Genomic DNA, 15,657 nt, shown 5'->3' with positions numbered 1-15,657 from the left:
ATCCGCCGGATCAGAGCGGTTTGGTCTCAGCCAACGCCTCTTCCAGCATTTTCTCATTGCGCGCCTCTTCGATGCGGCGGATGCGATCCTCGCTGGAACGGATATCAAAGCGGTATTTCACAACGTTGATCAAGCTCAGTGTCAGCAGCATGATGCCCATACCCCAGAACCCTTTGGTCGCCAGCGGCACCTCAGTCGAAAGCCAGAGCGAGATGCCCAGCATCCCGTAAGCCACAGCCACACCGGCCACATTGAGGGTGGTGATCAGGTTGTTGTCGTTGCGTGCGTTGCTCATTGGGTCTCTCCCGGTTGGTCGTCTTGATTTTTCAGGTATTTAAGAAAGCTGCGCCGGTTTGTGGACGCTCGCGCAGTGTCAGTTTTTCAGTGCCAGCCGCGCCAGAACATCAGCAGCGGTACTGCGTGTCGGGGCGCCGAACCCGGCATCCGCCAGATCATCTGCCACCGTGCCATGGCTCAGCCCGGTTTCGATGTCCTTCAGGATCTCGCTCTGTTCAAAGGGATCTTCGGCGGACATCACCCGGTTGATCAGCGCCTCTGCCTCCCCCAGCGTGTCGCTCGGGCCGGTGTTGCGCGCCATGCCGCTATGCGCCGTTTGTGCCTTGCGGGTGGCCCTCGCTGCAACTGCGCCCTGTTTCAGATCCATCAGACGGCGATGACAGGATTCTACGGACTGGCGCAGCTGCAGGCTGCGCTGCTCCAGCATGTCGACCGTACGGCGGCGCATCGCCTGCTCATTTTCCAACTCCGCAATGGCCGTGGCAGCGGCCTGCGCCAGATCCTGGCGATCCTCTGTAAGTGCCGCGCGGGCCCGCTCCGTCAGATCGTTGATCCGCGTTGTGACCGCCTCCAGTTGACGGGTCTCCATACGGGATTTCTGGATCAAACCGGCCAGCGCCTGTTTGGCGCGGGTCAGATCGGCCTCGCCGGTGCGGATCTTCTGATCAATCAGCTCAATCGCATAGGTGTCGCTCAACCGCTCTTCAGCGCGGGCATCAATGCCCCGGATCAAGGTCTTAATCGTTGCAAACATGGTTTCCTCCATATCATGAACATCGTTCACAACATGGGTATAGAAATATTTTGAACGCCGTTCAAGTATTATTTTGAACAATGTTCAAAAAATCATGTAAGCCGCGACAACACCTCGGAAATCATGCGCTCAATTTGGTCAACCGGCACGCCGGAGATCCGGTTTTCCAGTCCCAACAAAACGATTCCATGCACGGCCGAGAACAGCGCCCGCACCATAAGCACCAAATCCTGGGGTGTTTTGTCGGGAAAAATCTCCGCAACCGGCGCCGCAATGTTTGAAAACAGATCCTCCAGCGCGGCACGGTACCAGTCAGGGACCTCCGTCTCCTCCGCCTGCACATCGAACAAGGCGCGCCACAGCCGGGTATTCTCTGCCGCGAATCCCAGATACGCATTGCTCATCAGGATCAGCCGTTCGGTAGGCGCCGCAGCTTCCGCCCCGTTGAGAGACTGCCGCACAGCCTGCCCCAACGCCTGAAAGGTCTGCCCGTTCACCGCCATCACGATGGCATTCATATCGTCAAAGGCATTGTAAATGGCGCCTACCGCGCAGCCCGCGTCCGTCGCAAGATCCCGCGCCCGCAGTGCCCCTGCCCCATCACGGCGGATGCGGATCTCAGCCGCTGCCACCAGTTTTTCACGCAACTCTTGCTTGCGGATTTCGGCCTTGCTTGCCATTTGCTCTGCCCTTCAGTCTTGAACCACGTTCAAGATACCGGGCCGCGCCCGCAAGGGAAAGGGGTGTCACGCCTTAGACAAACCCCCGCCAGCGCAGCACCACCACGAGCAATATCGCAACCACGATTAACGAGAAGGCAATTGTGGCGACGATATCCAGTAGCCGTCCGCGGCGGCGGTCTGCCAGGTCAATGGACTTCAGGTGCTTGATCACCTCTCGCGCCGCGCGCTGCAACGGATCGTGCTCAACCGTCAGCCGCAGCTTCGGGTGCGCCAGCAAATGCTGCGCCTCGGCAAGCCGCATCCCCTGACGGTAGATCCGGCGCGGCAACCGGCGTCGCGCGTGTTTCAGGGCAGAGGCAAGATCGCCGCCGGCCTGTTCGCGGTCTTTCAGCAGGTCCTGAACCTGTTCGATATCGCTGAGAAGTGTATCTGGCATGGATGATCCGGGATCTGAAAAACTAACGGCACAGTAACGACGCTTTGCGGTGCGCTCAATGGCCAGCCGGAGATATCAAACACAACAGCAATCCCCCGCGCAAAGGGGCTGGCGAGCGGGCGATGCCGACGTTATCACGGGGATATGCTGAACACGATCCGCCATGGCGCCCCGACCGACAAGCCCACCTTGATGATCGCGCATGGGCTTTATGGCTCTGCCCGCAACTGGGGCGCAATTGCCAAGCGGCTTTGCGATGATCGCGAGGTCATCGCGATCGATATGCGCAACCATGGCAACAGCCCTTGGACCGAAACCCACAGCTACCGCGATATGGCCGATGATCTGGCGGAGGTGATCGCAGCCCATGGCGGGCCCGTTGATATGATTGGCCACTCTATGGGCGGCAAGGCGGCAATGACGCTGGCACTCAACCACCCCCAGGCGCTGCGCCGCCTGCTGGTCGCGGATATCGCGCCAGTGGCCTACCAGCACAGCCAGATCCAATACATACATGCCATGCGTCAGGTTGATCTCGCAAAGGTCGAACGCCGCTCCGACGCCGAGGAGCAGCTGGCCAACCTCGGCGTTGAGAAAGCACTACAGAGTTTCTTCACGCAGTCCCTTGATCTACCGAACCGGCGCTGGCGCCTGAACCTGGACACCCTGGAACACGACATGCCCCACATCATGGGTTTTCCCGAGACCGACGCGCAATGGGACGGCAGCACGCTGTTTCTGTCCGGCGCTGCCTCGGACTATGTCCTGCCGGAGCATCGCCCCCTGATCAAGGCACGGTTCAGCCAGTCACATTTTGCCAAACTTCCCGATTGCGGCCATTGGCTCCACGCCGAAAATCCGCGCGCCTTTGTCGCGACAGCCCGCAGCTTCTTTGACGCCTGAACGCGGCGCCGCCGCCCGGGACGCGCGTGGTCATCCCTGATAAAGCCGTCGCGCCACCAGATAGGACACCGGAAGCCCTGCTACCGCACCAACAGCGGCCGCCATCAGAATAGCCGGAACAGAGACATGCCCGGCCACCAGAACCGCGATCACGGCCGCACCGGCAAGACTGCTGCCGATCAGGGAATAGAGAATGGATGCAAGGCGGATCATAGCGGTCACTCCGGTCATGGGTTGGCAAATCAAGTGTGTTTGCCATCTTAAACCATGCCCTGCGATTGCCGGTCTTTGATCCTGATCAGGTCAGGGATGGGTGCGCGGCAGCTTGCGCACCGGGCATCAGAAGGCGGCGCAACGCCAGCCCGTGCCGGACTGGCCTTACATAGGAGAAGCCGACCCCCAAATTGTCCGATCCGTGGTTTTTTGAATACGACAGAAGCGCAACCGCCGCGTCGCCCCTGGTCGGATGCTGGGATGGAGCCTGGCTAGTCTCCCAGTTGGATCCTGCACCATGATCCAATTTTGAGAGCGAGGGACATCTCGCCGACTTGGCGGCCTACCGACGCTGTCCAGGACAGCCCCCTTATGCCTTAACCAGAGGCACGCACGCCATAGTCCTGTGCCCCTGCCCCGCCGCCAAAGGAGACGACATTCTGGGCCCCTGATCCAGTTTTGAAGATCGAAATTTGGCGGGTCAGTTCCTGGGCGTCATTAGACAGAGTCTGGCTGGCGGCTGTCGCCTCTTCCACCATGGCTGCGTTGTGCTGCGTCACCTGGTCAAGCTGGCTGACACCGGTGTTGATTTCCACAAGGGTAACCGACTGTTCAGCAGCCCCAGTAGCGATCTGACTTACATGTCCGGATATGGTGCTGACGCTACCAATAATCTTTTGCAGTTCATCACCTGCCCGGCTCACCAGCGTCACGCCATTGCCAACATATTGCGAACTTTCCGTAATGAGCAGTTTGATCTCGCCAGCAGCATCCGAAGACCGCTGCGCCAGTGCACGGACCTCAGAAGCCACAACCGCAAATCCGCGCCCAGCTTCGCCCGCTCTTGCGGCCTCGACCCCGGCGTTCAGGGCCAACAGATTGGTCTGAAACGCAATGTCATCAATAACAGAAATAATCTGCGAGATCTTGCCCGAAGATTCCTCGATCTGGGACATTGCCTTTACCGCGTTGCTCACCACCTCCCCGCTTTCTTCTGCAGTGGTGCGGGCATTGCTGACGATCTCTTCGACCTCACGCGCACCATCGGCCGCAGAACGCACTGTCGACGTCAGCTCTTCGATGGCGGCTGCGGTCTCTTCCAGTGTCGCGGCCTGGGTTTCGGTACGATGCGATAACTCGCTTGACGACTGGCTGATCTCGGACGCTGTGCTGCCAACGGCATCGGCCACCGATTTTACGGTCTCTACGGCGGTGTTCAGCGTGTCCTGCGCGGTGTTGAACGCCTCACAAAGCACGCGTAAATCCGGCAGTTCTGAGAGGGGGACACGATAGCTGAGATCGCCTTGGCTCAGCGCGTCCAAGCCTTTGGAAATATCTTCAACGCAGTTCTGACGTGTGGTAATGTCGGTTGCCAATTTGATCACCCGAATGGTGTTGCCTTCGCTGTCCAGTACCGGCGCGTAGGTCGCCTGGATCCAAATCGTCTCACCTGCCTTGGAAACCCGCGGAAACTGGTCTGTAAAGAACTTCCCGGCGGCAAGGTCATCCCAAAAAGTCTTATAGGCCTCGCTTCGGGCGTAGTCGGGATCAACAAACATCGAGTGATGCTTGCCCTCGATCTCAGCCATCTGATAGCCAATAGCGCCCAGAAAATTTGCATTGGCTTCAAGAATAGTTCCGTCCGGTTCAAACTGAATCATGGCCTGAGTTCGATCAATCATATCAATGATCGATTGCTGCAATACAGTCGCCGCTTGCTGTTTCTTTGCATCACGTTTGAAGAACATCTTTACCCTCTACACACATTGAAAGTTATTGTGAAAATCAATACAGAAGCTTTCTTGCTTAAATATTAACTCGGGAATTAGCTCCAATGCGTATCTATAGGAATTCGAACATTCAACTTATGGAGTATGAATTTATCTAACAATTTCAGTTATATAGTACTCGAACATCTCTAACCACCCTCCCGAAGAACCTCCTTAACGCTGCATGAAGATAAATCTGAAATCACCCTTAAGCAGAAACTAATATTAACTCGTACCGCCAAGGGCTTCATGTATTTTAAAGTTAACCCCTGCTAGCGCCGCATCGCTCACTAGAATCAATACCTCTATAAGCGAGCTCTCATAAGAAACAGTCGCCAAAAGTGAAAAATATCCTGCATCGTTAATACTGGTTGAATAGTTTTGCGACAGGAATGACTGTGTAGTCACAGCAGAACGACAATCACTGGTGTATTTCTCATGAGTTTCCGGCCTAAAGCCTGGGTTCAGTCACTGAACAACCGAACATATCTGCCAACTTTGGTGGCCCTCGTGGTAATCGTCGCAGCCGGTATTTATGCCGAAACGCAGAACGATACGATCTATGACCAGAAGCTGCGCGCAGATGTGCAATATGAGGCAGGGCTGATCCGCGCGCGGATCGAGGGCAATCTGTCGGCCAATATCCAGCTGGTCCGCGGATTGCAGGCTGTGCTGTCTACTGAGCCGAATATGTCCCAACCTCGGTTTGCCGAGCTCGCAGCACAACTGCTTGGTGACGAGGCAAACCTGCGCAATATCGCAGCCGCGCCCGACCTGGTTATTCGACTGATGTATCCTATTGAAGGCAACGAAGCCGCCGTCGGGCTTGATTACCGCAAGAACGCGGCTCAAAGTGCAGCTGCCCTGCGCGCGCGCGACACGGGTGAACTTGTCCTTGCCGGACCGGTGGACCTCCTGCAGGGCGGCCAAGGTATGATCAGCCGCTTTCCGATATTTATCGGGCCGCCCGGAAACAAATCTTTCTGGGGCATCCTTTCAGCGGTGATCGATGTGGATTCAGTCTATTCACAGGGTGGGCTGACCGACCCAAGCCTGATGATCGACGTGGCCCTGGTCGGTAAGGACGGCAAGGGGGCTATGGGCGAACAGTTCTACGGTGACCCAGAGATATTGCAGAACGACCCGGTGCTGATGGACATCGTTCTGCCCGTCGGAACCTGGCAGATGGCTGCCCGTCCCCGCGACGGCTGGCCGGCGCATGCCAATAACAAATGGCAACTGCGGATTGCCGTTTTATTGGCCGGAGCATTCACCTTGTTCCCCACTGCGCTTGCCGGGCGGCTTTCTGCGGCGCGACGTTCGATGATCCAAACCCTCAAACGACGTGAGCGCGAGCTTGAGGCTCTCTCTCGCCGTCTCGAAATGGCAGTAGAGACCTCCAAGATCGGCATCTGGGAGATTGATGACACCTCCGATAGCGCAATCTGGGATGACAGGATGCGCGAGCTGTACGGCGATCCCGTCAGCGCGCGAAAGGTCCCCATTGACGTCTGGCGTTCCTTTCTCGACCGCAAAGATCTGGACCGTGTGGTCGACGGTTTCCAGAACGCACTGACCCGCGCCACGCACCATGCGGTCGATTTCAGCATTGAGCTGAAGAATGGCACCCGCAAGAACATCCGCGCCATGGGCTGCGCCTTTCGTGACGACCGCGGCCACACCCGGATGATCGGCGTTGAATGGGACGTGACCCGCGATGTGCAGCTCAACAACGAACTGAAGCGCGCCAACCATCAATTGACCCAGCGCAATACCCAGCTCACCCATGCCAAACAGGCTGCGGAGAAGGCCGACCGGGCCAAATCAGAATTTCTCGCCAATATGAGTCATGAGATCCGTACGCCGATGAATGGCATCATCGGCATGTCCGACATTCTGGCGGGAACCAATCTATCCGATGAGCAGGATCAATGCATTGAAACGATCCGTGAATCCTCTGTCGCGCTATTGAAGATCATCAATGATATTCTTGACCTTTCACGGCTGGAGGCAGGCAAGATGGAGATCAGCGCAATCGACTTCAACTTGCGTAAATGCATTGATGGCGCTGTCGATGTGTTGCGTCCCAAACTGCGCGAAAAAGGGCTCGCCTTTACCCAGACCTACACCTCTGACCTTCCCGAGCAGGTCCACGGCGATGACGGCCGGCTGCGCCAGATTCTGGTAAATCTACTCAGCAACGCAGTAAAATTTACGCATAGCGGCAATATCGCCCTGCATGTGACCTGCGATCCTAAGAACCCGTACCATCTGTTCATCGATGTCGTGGATACTGGCATTGGCATATCCGAGGATCAAGCGAAGCATGTGTTTGAACGGTTTTCGCAGGCCGACGCTGCGACGACGCGGCACTTCGGTGGTACCGGCCTTGGTCTGACGATTTCCAACATTCTCGCACAGCGTATGGGCGGAGGTATCAGCCTGCAATCGACCGTTGGGGACGGGGCCTGTTTCCGGCTCGAAGTCAGGCTGTCAGCAGCCGTCACTAAGCATATTGCCCCGACAGAGCTGACCTCTGACGTCCCCCGGCGAGAGCCCGGTCCGGGCCTACTGCTTCTGGCCGACGACAATCGCACCAATCGCTTGTTGATCCGCAAATATCTTGCCGCGACACAATTAAAGGTGATCGAAGCCGAAAATGGCCGTGAAGCTGTTGATATGTGCCGCGACCATCAGCCCAGCATCATCCTGATGGACATGTCCATGCCAGAGGTCGACGGCCTGTCAGCAACCCGTGAGATCCGCGCAAGCGATATGGCGCAACCGGCGATCATTGCATTAACCGCAAACGCCTTTGAAAGCGACCGGCGCGCCTGTCTGGATGCCGGAATGGACCGCTTCCTGCAAAAACCGATCCGCAAGCCACTGCTGTTTGAAACCATCGCATCGGTTCAGGCCGAGCGCGCAGCACCGTTGAACCAGTCCAAAGACGGCACCAACAGCTGATCGGCCAATATCCTTGCAGATGATCAAATCCAGCCATGGTTATCAGGCACCGTTGAATGCAAAAAGAGCAACAACTGGGTTGAACTTGGAGCAACCGAACGAGAACGCACAAGGCCGCCCACTTTGGGCGCGACGACGATGGGCCAGAGCTGATCGAGCCGATCGCCACACTGTTCTAGCAAACGCCCGCTTCCAGCCCAAACCCGCGCGCCTACCGCGCTCTCTTCGACAAGCGTGCCGAAATGGTGCCGCGGATGACCCAGTCGATTATCGAGATGCAGAAAGGCTCTGCCTCGGTCGAGCCCTTTCCGATCCGGCAATCCGTGAAAGGGATCCTGCGGCGGGCAGTTCAGCTTTTGAAGCGGCACCGCGACCAACATTTTCTGGAGATTGCTGAAGAGGTCGCACCGATTTCGATGATCATCACCACCTTGGGGCCTTTTTGCACAAATCGGCTGAGGGATTCACTGCGTGAATCCAGTGTGATAGCTGAAACAGCATGAGCAGTTGGGCCCCTACGAAATACAAGACCAGGAACTGGTCGACTTACAATGAAGCGCTGAAGCGGCGCGGATCACTTTCGATTGGTTTGATCCCGAGATGGTCTGGGTGCCGCTGCCGACCGGCAAGCGGGCCCGACAACAGCAATTCAGCGACGCTGCGATCCAGACCTGCCTGACCTTGAAGATGTTGTTCGGGCTGCCGCTGCGCCAAATGCCGGATTTGGCGTAAGACACCCATGGGGATCGACAAAGTAACGCTGGAAGTTCGGGCGGCCGAGGTCACCACCAGTAATGTTGGTGATGCGCCGATGCTGCCGGAACTGCTCGCGCAAATGCCGTCTGATCAGGACAGCGGATCAGTGACCGCCGACGGAGCCTATGACACGCGCAAATGCCCCGACGCGATTGCTGCCCGTGGTGCCGGCGCCGTCATTCCGCCCCGCAAGAACGCCAAACTCTGAAAGCCCACAAGCGCCGGGGCCGCTGCCCGGAAGAAGCGGTCAACGCGTCGCGAGACCTGGCTCGCGCCCTGTGGTGGCGATGGAGCGGATACCACCGCAGAAGCCGTGTCGAGAGCAAGACGAACTGTGTGAAACTTCTTGGCCAGTCACTCATGGCACGCGACTTTGACAGACAAGTCGCGGAAGTCCAAATCCGCGTCGCCGCGCTCAATCGCTACACCGCTCTGGGCATACCAGTCACAGAGCCCGTAGGATAAGTCCGTCCGGGGAAAGGGTAAGCCTGCCCATCAACGGATTTGCGCAACAAAGCCTGTTCTTCCCCCAAACCACATCCATTGTCCGAACAGGTCACTTTGAGATCGATTTCATCTCCTGAAAGATCAGAAGACCAGAACTCTACAGCGAATGTGACTTCGAGATTTGTACTGCCGTACTGCTATCTCTCCGAATGAGAAATGAGTCGATTGCGTTGGAAAGTAGCTCCTCAAACACGACGTAAGGGTTTTTTCTCAACTTTGTGTTTTTGAGACTACCTCGAACATCTAGCGTCATGAACTACCCCCTTGGAAAAACTATATAGCTCTTAGCGTACTGCCATTTATTTGCAATGATGCTGACAAAAGCAAATCAAAACAAGCCACTGATATAAATCAATAATTTGGTGCGGGCGGGGGGACTCGAACCCCCACGGGCATTCGCCCAACAGATTTTAAGTCTGGTATGTCTACCATTCCATCACGCCCGCATCTGGCGTTGTTCTTCAATTTTCAGTTTCGGGCCTATATCGGGCCTGAAAACAGTCTCTTAGTCGCAACGCCTTGTTCCGTATGCATTTTACCGCACATACTCAAGTATTTTAGGTCTCCGGTGTCTACCATTCCACCACGTCCGCACAGCAGGCGAAACCCGCTGCCATCACAGACCTACCTAGGACGCTCCAGCGGTACAATGGGCTATCTGATCTGTTTGGTGAATTTTTCCGGGCGCCGCCGCGCTAAGGCCTACAGCTCAACCTCCGGCATGGCGGCATCCGCATCTTCCGGTGCCAGCGGTCCACCCGGCGCCACCAGATGCCGTTCCGGCAACCAGGGGTTCAGCGACAGGGCCTGATCCAATGCTTCGCGCGCCTCACCCAGACGCGACAACCCATATAGTGACAACGCCCGACCGCTCAGGGCTGCGACATGGCGTGGCGACAGGTCCAGTGCGCGGTCCAGATCCATCAGGGCCGCCGCAAAATCCCGCCGCAAATAGTGGACAAAGGCGCGCTGATTGTAGCCCTCGGCATAATCCGGGCAGTAGGCGACCAGCCGATCAAAAGCCTCCAACGCCCCCAGAAAATCAAAAGCCGAGCGCCGGGTCATCCCACGATCCAGCAAGGCCTGCGCCTCAGCGTTCGGGGCATCCGCCCAATATTGCCAGAACTGATTGGAGATCTGCTGCGCTGACGATTCATCCGGGGCGGCCTGCACACGGCCGATCAGCTGGTCTACCGCGCCCTGATGATCCGGCGCCGTCGGGCAGCTTGCACTGTCAGCGTGTGACGGCGCCTGCCCTGCCCCCTCTGCCTGAGCGAGGGACGCAGCCGCAGCGAAACAAAGACCAAGAAACGGGGCAATCCAGAACTGTCGCATCGTCCAATCTTGGCGCAAAACTCCCACCGGACAAGTCACGATTTCGCGCGCATCCGCCCGACATACCAATCACGGCAGCACCGCGCTGTCCTCAATCACCGCCTGCATCGCCACATAGGTAGAGGTCGACGCCACATGCGGCAGCGCCGATATCTTCTCGCCCAGCACCGCGCGATAGGCCGACATGGATCGCGTCCGCACCTTCAGCAGATAGTCAAAATGCGAGGCCATCAGATGGGCCTGTTCGATCTCGGGCACCCGCGCAAGGGCCGCGTTGAATTTCGCCAGTGCTGCCTCGCGTGTATCGGTCAGTTTCACCTCGACAAACGCTACATGATCCAGCCCCAACCGGATCGGATCGATCAAAGCGCGATAGCCGGTGATGATGCCCTCTGCCTCAAGCCGCCGCAGCCGCGCCTGAGTCGGCGTCTTCGAAAGCCCAATGCGCCGCGCCAGATCCGCGATCGACATGCGCCCGTCCTCGCCCAAGGCGGCCAGAATCGCCTGATCGAATCGATCCATTCCCGGAAAGTCCATTTGCATCGAAAATCCGCCTGTTTTTGGCCCGTTGCACTTCATATCCCATATTTTTGGCCGTTTGTCCCAATCGATTCACGATATCATGCGTGAAACGACCAACCTGGGCATCGCCCATGGTTCTTTCAGAGAGTTCCCAACATGACCGCGCCCCAATCCCAGACCAAGCCCGCGATGCCTTCTGCGCCGACTCCGGCGCACAGCGACGCCCTGCGCTATCACATTGATGCAGGCACCTATGTTGATCAGACCCAGATGCGGGACCAGCTGTTCGCGCTTGCCAATCTGGACGCGACAGACCGCAGCACCATCAGCGCCAATGCCGCCGCGCTTGTCCGGGATATCCGCGGCCATTCCTCGCCCGGCCTGATGGAGGTCTTCCTTGCGGAATATGGCCTCTCCACCGATGAAGGCGTCGCGCTGATGTGTCTCGCAGAGGCGCTGCTGCGGGTGCCGGATGCCGAAACGATTGATGCGCTGATCGAAGATAAAATCGCGCCGTCGGAATGGGGCAAGCATCTGGGCAAATCCACCTCCTCTTTGGTCAATGCCTCGACCTGGGCCTTGATGCTGACCGGCAAAGTGCTTGACGAAAAACGCAGCCCCGTCTCTGCCCTGCGCGGCGCCATGAAACGTCTGGGTGAGCCGGTGATCCGCACCGCTGTCAGCCGCGCGATGAAGGAAATGGGCCGCCAGTTCGTGCTGGGCGAAACCATTGAAGGCGCCATGAAACGCGCCGCCGGCATGGAGGCCAAGGGTTATACCTATTCCTACGACATGCTGGGAGAGGCCGCCCGCACAGAAGCAGACGCCGCCCGCTATCATCTGGCCTATTCGCGGGCGATTTCGGCCATTGCGGCGGCTTGCAACAGCGCGGATATTCGCCAGAACCCAGGAATTTCGGTAAAACTCTCGGCGCTACATCCGCGCTATGAACTGGCGCAGGAAACCAGCGTCATGGAGCAATTGGTCCCCCGTCTGCAAGCGCTGGCCCTTCTGGCCAAAGCGGCCGGCATGGGGCTGAACGTCGATGCCGAGGAAGCGGATCGTCTGTCGCTGTCGCTTGAGGTGATCGAGGAAGTGATCTCCGATCCCGCTCTCGCAGGCTGGGACGGGTTTGGCGTCGTGGTGCAGGCCTATGGTCCGCGCACCGGCGCGGCGCTGGATGCGCTGTATGACATGGCCAACCGCTATGACCGCCGCCTGATGGTGCGTCTGGTGAAAGGCGCCTATTGGGATACCGAGGTGAAGCGCGCACAGGTTGAAGGCGTTGATGGCTTTCCGGTATTCACCCATAAATCCCTGACCGATGTGTCCTACATCGCCAACGCCCGCAAACTCCTGTCGATGACCGACCGGATCTACCCGCAGTTCGCCACCCACAACGCCCACACAGTCTCGGCAATCCTGCATATGGCCAAGGATACGGACAAGGGAGCCTATGAATTTCAGCGGCTGCACGGCATGGGCGAGACCCTGCACAATATGGTGCTAGAGCAGAACCAGACCCACTGCCGCATCTATGCACCGGTTGGTGCCCATCGCGATCTGCTGGCCTATTTGGTGCGCCGCCTGTTGGAAAATGGCGCCAACAGCTCTTTTGTGAACCAGATCGTGGATGAAAATGTCCCACCTGAGCTGGTCGCGGCCGATCCTTTCGCTCAGGTCGAGGATCTGACCGCAAACCTGCGCAAGGGGCCTGACCTGTTCCAGCCCGAGCGGCCCAATTCGATGGGGTTTGATCTGGGCCACGCCCCGACGCTCGCGGCCATCGATGCCGCCCGCGCGCCTTGGAAGAGCCACAGCTGGGCTGCAGAGCCGCTGTTGGCCAAGGCGCCCGAGACGGCGACAACCACAGATGAGCCGGTGCGCAACCCTGCCGACCTGACCACCGTGGGCCGCGTGCAGACCGCTGGTCAAGCCGAGATTGAGACCGCTCTCAGCGCCGCAACTCCTTGGAACGCCAGTGCTGAAACCCGCGCCGAGGTGCTGAACCGCGCCGCCGACCTCTATGAGGCCAACTATGGCGAGCTGTTCGCGCTGCTGACCCGCGAGGCGGGCAAAACTCTGCCCGATTGCGTGGCCGAACTGCGCGAAGCGGTGGATTTCCTGCGCTACTACGCCGCCCGTATCTCGGCAGAGCCGCCGGTCGGCGTCTTTACATGTATTTCACCATGGAACTTTCCCCTGGCGATTTTCTCTGGCCAGATTGCTGCGGCTCTGGCCGTCGGCAATGCGGTTCTGGCCAAACCCGCCGAACAGACACCGTTGATTGCTCACCGTGCCATCTCGCTGTTGCATGAGGCGGGCGTCCCGCGCAGAGCGCTACAACTGCTGCCGGGGGCCGGCGCTGTTGGCGGCGCCGTCACCTCTGACGCACGTGTCGGCGGCGTGGCCTTTACCGGCTCCACGGCCACCGCGCTCAAGATCCGCGCCGCTATGGCAGAGCATCTTCGCCCCGGCGCGCCGCTGATTGCCGAGACCGGCGGGCTGAACGCGATGATCGTGGACAGCACCGCCCTGCCCGAACAGGCTGTGCAGTCCATAATCGAAAGCGCCTTTCAATCCGCAGGTCAGCGCTGCTCGGCCCTGCGCTGCCTGTATCTTCAGGAAGACATCGCCGACAATGTACTGAAAATGCTCAAAGGCGCGATGGATGCGCTACACCTTGGCGATCCCTGGAACCTGTCCACCGACAGCGGCCCCGTGATCGACGAGACCGCCCGCGCTGGTATTCTGGCCCATATCGACGCCGCCCGTGCAGAGGGTCGCATACTGAAGGAAATGACCGCCCCGCAAGGCGGCACCTTCGTGGCGCCAACCCTGATCGAAATCACCGGCATTCAGGCGCTGGAACAGGAGATCTTTGGCCCGGTTCTGCACGTGGTGCGCTTCAAATCGCAGGATCTGGACCAGATCATCAGAGATATCAACGCCACCGGGTATGGGCTGACCTTTGGCCTGCACACCCGGATTGATGACCGTGTGCAATACATCTGCGACCGGATCCACGCGGGCAACCTCTATGTGAACCGCAACCAGATCGGCGCGATTGTCGGCAGCCAGCCCTTCGGCGGCGAAGGCCTCTCCGGTACTGGCCCGAAGGCCGGCGGCCCCTTCTACATGATGCGCTTTTGCGCGCCCGACCGGCAGAAAAGCGAGGACAGCTGGCCTTCGGATGCCCCTGCTATGACCATGCTTTCCGCACCAACCGGCCAGCCTATGCAGGAGATCACCACCAGCCTGCCCGGCCCTACCGGTGAATCCAACCGCCTGTCGCAGCTCGCGCGTCCGCCGCTCCTGTGCCTTGGGCCGGGACCGCAGGCTGTTGTGGCACAGGCCCGTGCGGTTCACGCCCTTGGCGGCACCGCGATTGAAGCAACAGGCCCGCTGGACATGCGTCAACTGCTGACCATGGAAGGCACATCCGGCGTGATCTGGTGGGGAGACGAGACCACTGCGCGCGAGATTGAAAGCTGGCTGGCGCGCCGCAATGGCCCGATACTGCCGCTGATCCCTGGCTTGCCCGACAAGGCCCGCGTCCAGGCCGAGCGGCATGTCTGCGTGGACACCACTGCCGCGGGCGGCAACGCAGCGCTGCTTGGTGGCATGGGCTAATCCGCACGCCGGTCTGGATGACGCCCGCACAGGAGACGCGCGGGTAACCTCTTGACGCTGGGCCACATTCGGCCCAGCGTTCCACCATGTTTCCAATTCGTGACCACAACCCGTCGGGGCGCACGCCTTATGTCACCTATGCGCTGATCTGCGCGAATGTCGCGATCTTTGCGCTGACTTACTTTGGTTACGATAGCCCGCGCCGCCTGACCGCGCTTTACAATGCCTACGCCTTGCTCCCGGCGGAGGTGACATCAGGCTACGACTTGAAGACGCTGCTGACGTCCACTTTCCTGCATGGCAGCTGGATGCACCTCGGCGGCAATATGCTGTTTCTATGGATCTTTGGCGACAACATGGAGGATGAGATGGGCCATGTCCCGTTTATTGCCTTCTACCTAGTCTCCGGCATCGGCGCCGGGCTGATCCATGTGGCCAGCGCGCCCTATTCACTGGTGCCACTGGTCGGCGCGTCCGGGGCCATTGCGGGTGTGATGGGTGGCTATCTGCTGCTCTTTCCGCGTGCCCGCGTTGATATCCTGTTGATCCTCATTATCTATTTCCGCGTCTTCTCGATCCCGGCCTTTGTCATGCTCGGTGTCTGGCTGGGGATGCAATTCCTGGGCGGCATCGGCTCAGACCCACAGGCAGGCGGTGTCGCCTATTGGGCCCACGCAGGCGGCTTTGGTGTCGGACTGGTGCTGACGATCCCGCTCTGGCTGCGACGGGGCGGTCCTGCCTATTGGGGCAAGACCCATGGCCTGCCGCCGCATCCTGAAACAAACTATTCCACCAGCCGCATCCCCCGCGTGGTGCGCAAACCAATCCACCACAACAGACGCAACAGCCCCTGGGGCAAATGACCTCAGCCTGCACAACATG

General features: G+C 58.8%; 13 protein-coding genes, 1 tRNA gene and 1 pseudogene. 6 read left to right on the top strand and 9 right to left on the bottom strand.

The window, feature by feature from the left end; all coding sequences use genetic code 11:
* Positions 1 to 10 precede the first annotated feature (10 nt).
* The 4 genes from PhaeoP97_RS05860 to PhaeoP97_RS05845 all read right to left on the bottom strand — a co-directional run bounded on the left by PhaeoP97_RS05860 (position 11) and on the right by PhaeoP97_RS05845 (position 2,170).
* The gene (locus tag PhaeoP97_RS05860; protein WP_072504277.1) at positions 11 to 295 is read right to left on the bottom strand and encodes a YiaA/YiaB family inner membrane protein; all 285 of its coding nucleotides are present in this window, start codon (positions 293 to 295) and stop codon (positions 11 to 13) included.
* 78 nt (positions 296 to 373) lie between these two features.
* Entirely contained in the window at positions 374 to 1,051 is a 678-nt protein-coding gene (locus PhaeoP97_RS05855; RefSeq protein WP_072506325.1) for a PspA/IM30 family protein, read from the bottom strand.
* Positions 1,052 to 1,143: 92 nt separating this feature from the next.
* Positions 1,144 to 1,731 (bottom strand): TetR/AcrR family transcriptional regulator, encoded by a 588-nt coding sequence (locus PhaeoP97_RS05850; protein WP_040173067.1) that lies wholly within the window; start codon positions 1,729 to 1,731, stop codon positions 1,144 to 1,146.
* A gap of 73 nt (positions 1,732 to 1,804) precedes the next feature.
* A complete protein-coding gene (locus PhaeoP97_RS05845) occupies positions 1,805 to 2,170 on the bottom strand; it encodes a hypothetical protein (RefSeq protein WP_072504276.1) in 366 nt (121 codons plus the stop codon).
* Positions 2,171 to 2,314: 144 nt separating this feature from the next.
* On the opposite strand from PhaeoP97_RS05845, the gene PhaeoP97_RS05840 reads away from it, so the two are divergent.
* Positions 2,315 to 3,073 (top strand): alpha/beta fold hydrolase, encoded by a 759-nt coding sequence (locus PhaeoP97_RS05840; protein WP_072504275.1) that lies wholly within the window; start codon positions 2,315 to 2,317, stop codon positions 3,071 to 3,073.
* A gap of 30 nt (positions 3,074 to 3,103) precedes the next feature.
* Here the strand turns inward: PhaeoP97_RS05840 and PhaeoP97_RS05835 are convergent, their stop codons facing one another.
* Both PhaeoP97_RS05835 and PhaeoP97_RS05830 read right to left on the bottom strand, forming a co-directional pair.
* Positions 3,104 to 3,286, bottom strand: coding sequence for a hypothetical protein (locus PhaeoP97_RS05835; RefSeq protein ID WP_014874309.1), 183 nt, complete (start codon positions 3,284 to 3,286; stop codon positions 3,104 to 3,106).
* A gap of 377 nt (positions 3,287 to 3,663) precedes the next feature.
* The gene (locus tag PhaeoP97_RS05830) at positions 3,664 to 5,034 is read right to left on the bottom strand and encodes a methyl-accepting chemotaxis protein (protein ID WP_072504274.1); all 1,371 of its coding nucleotides are present in this window, start codon (positions 5,032 to 5,034) and stop codon (positions 3,664 to 3,666) included.
* 459 nt (positions 5,035 to 5,493) lie between these two features.
* Between PhaeoP97_RS05830 and PhaeoP97_RS05825 the strand changes: the two genes are divergently transcribed.
* From PhaeoP97_RS05825 to PhaeoP97_RS05815, 3 genes and pseudogenes are all read left to right on the top strand, one after another.
* Entirely contained in the window at positions 5,494 to 8,022 is a 2,529-nt protein-coding gene (locus tag PhaeoP97_RS05825; RefSeq protein WP_072504273.1) for an ATP-binding protein, read from the top strand.
* A 254-nt stretch (positions 8,023 to 8,276) separates the two neighbouring features.
* The gene (locus tag PhaeoP97_RS05820) at positions 8,277 to 8,525 is read left to right on the top strand and encodes a hypothetical protein (RefSeq protein ID WP_192849683.1); all 249 of its coding nucleotides are present in this window, start codon (positions 8,277 to 8,279) and stop codon (positions 8,523 to 8,525) included.
* A pseudogene (locus PhaeoP97_RS05815) lies at positions 8,522 to 9,243 on the top strand (IS5 family transposase). Before PhaeoP97_RS05820 ends, PhaeoP97_RS05815 begins: the two are co-directional and overlap by 4 nt.
* 402 nt (positions 9,244 to 9,645) lie before the next feature.
* On the opposite strand, the gene PhaeoP97_RS05810 reads toward PhaeoP97_RS05815, so the two are convergent.
* From PhaeoP97_RS05810 to PhaeoP97_RS05800, 3 genes are all read right to left on the bottom strand, one after another.
* Positions 9,646 to 9,731: transfer RNA gene (locus PhaeoP97_RS05810), tRNA-Leu, on the bottom strand.
* A 256-nt stretch (positions 9,732 to 9,987) separates the two neighbouring features.
* Positions 9,988 to 10,620, bottom strand: a complete 633-nt coding sequence (locus PhaeoP97_RS05805) for a tetratricopeptide repeat protein (protein WP_072506324.1) — start codon at positions 10,618 to 10,620, stop codon at positions 9,988 to 9,990.
* A 69-nt stretch (positions 10,621 to 10,689) separates the two neighbouring features.
* Positions 10,690 to 11,163 carry an Lrp/AsnC family transcriptional regulator gene (locus tag PhaeoP97_RS05800; RefSeq protein ID WP_014879695.1) on the bottom strand — a complete coding sequence of 158 codons (474 nt, stop codon included), beginning with the start codon at positions 11,161 to 11,163 and terminating at the stop codon, positions 10,690 to 10,692.
* A 168-nt stretch (positions 11,164 to 11,331) separates the two neighbouring features.
* On the opposite strand from PhaeoP97_RS05800, the gene putA reads away from it, so the two are divergent.
* Positions 11,332 to 14,775, top strand: coding sequence for a bifunctional proline dehydrogenase/L-glutamate gamma-semialdehyde dehydrogenase PutA (gene putA, locus PhaeoP97_RS05795; RefSeq protein ID WP_072506323.1), 3,444 nt, complete (start codon positions 11,332 to 11,334; stop codon positions 14,773 to 14,775).
* Positions 14,776 to 14,861: 86 nt separating this feature from the next.
* On the top strand, positions 14,862 to 15,638 hold the full coding sequence (locus PhaeoP97_RS05790; protein WP_072504272.1) for a rhomboid family intramembrane serine protease: 777 nt from the start codon (positions 14,862 to 14,864) through the stop codon (positions 15,636 to 15,638).
* Positions 15,639 to 15,657 lie beyond the last annotated feature (19 nt).

This window comes from Phaeobacter porticola (assembly GCF_001888185.1).
GTDB lineage: Bacteria > Pseudomonadota > Alphaproteobacteria > Rhodobacterales > Rhodobacteraceae > Phaeobacter > Phaeobacter porticola.
Note: the sequence above shows the minus strand (reverse complement) of the source record. Positions and strands in the feature narration are given on the sequence as shown.

Bases quoted from the DNA above. Each gene is read 5' to 3' on its own strand.
- PhaeoP97_RS05860 (WP_072504277.1), bottom strand. From the start codon at position 295: ATGAGCAACGCACGCAACGACAACAACCTGATCACCACCCTCAATGTG.
- PhaeoP97_RS05855 (WP_072506325.1), bottom strand. From the start codon at position 1,051: ATGTTTGCAACGATTAAGACCTTGATCCGGGGCATTGATGCCCGCGCT.
- PhaeoP97_RS05850 (WP_040173067.1), bottom strand. From the start codon at position 1,731: ATGGCAAGCAAGGCCGAAATCCGCAAGCAAGAGTTGCGTGAAAAACTG.
- PhaeoP97_RS05845 (WP_072504276.1), bottom strand. From the start codon at position 2,170: ATGCCAGATACACTTCTCAGCGATATCGAACAGGTTCAGGACCTGCTG.
- PhaeoP97_RS05840 (WP_072504275.1), top strand. From the start codon at position 2,315: ATGCTGAACACGATCCGCCATGGCGCCCCGACCGACAAGCCCACCTTG.
- PhaeoP97_RS05835 (WP_014874309.1), bottom strand. From the start codon at position 3,286: ATGATCCGCCTTGCATCCATTCTCTATTCCCTGATCGGCAGCAGTCTT.
- PhaeoP97_RS05830 (WP_072504274.1), bottom strand. From the start codon at position 5,034: ATGTTCTTCAAACGTGATGCAAAGAAACAGCAAGCGGCGACTGTATTG.
- PhaeoP97_RS05825 (WP_072504273.1), top strand. From the start codon at position 5,494: ATGAGTTTCCGGCCTAAAGCCTGGGTTCAGTCACTGAACAACCGAACA.
- PhaeoP97_RS05820 (WP_192849683.1), top strand. From the start codon at position 8,277: ATGACCCAGTCGATTATCGAGATGCAGAAAGGCTCTGCCTCGGTCGAG.
- PhaeoP97_RS05805 (WP_072506324.1), bottom strand. From the start codon at position 10,620: ATGCGACAGTTCTGGATTGCCCCGTTTCTTGGTCTTTGTTTCGCTGCG.
- PhaeoP97_RS05800 (WP_014879695.1), bottom strand. From the start codon at position 11,163: ATGCAAATGGACTTTCCGGGAATGGATCGATTCGATCAGGCGATTCTG.
- putA (WP_072506323.1), top strand. From the start codon at position 11,332: ATGCCTTCTGCGCCGACTCCGGCGCACAGCGACGCCCTGCGCTATCAC.
- PhaeoP97_RS05790 (WP_072504272.1), top strand. From the start codon at position 14,862: ATGTTTCCAATTCGTGACCACAACCCGTCGGGGCGCACGCCTTATGTC.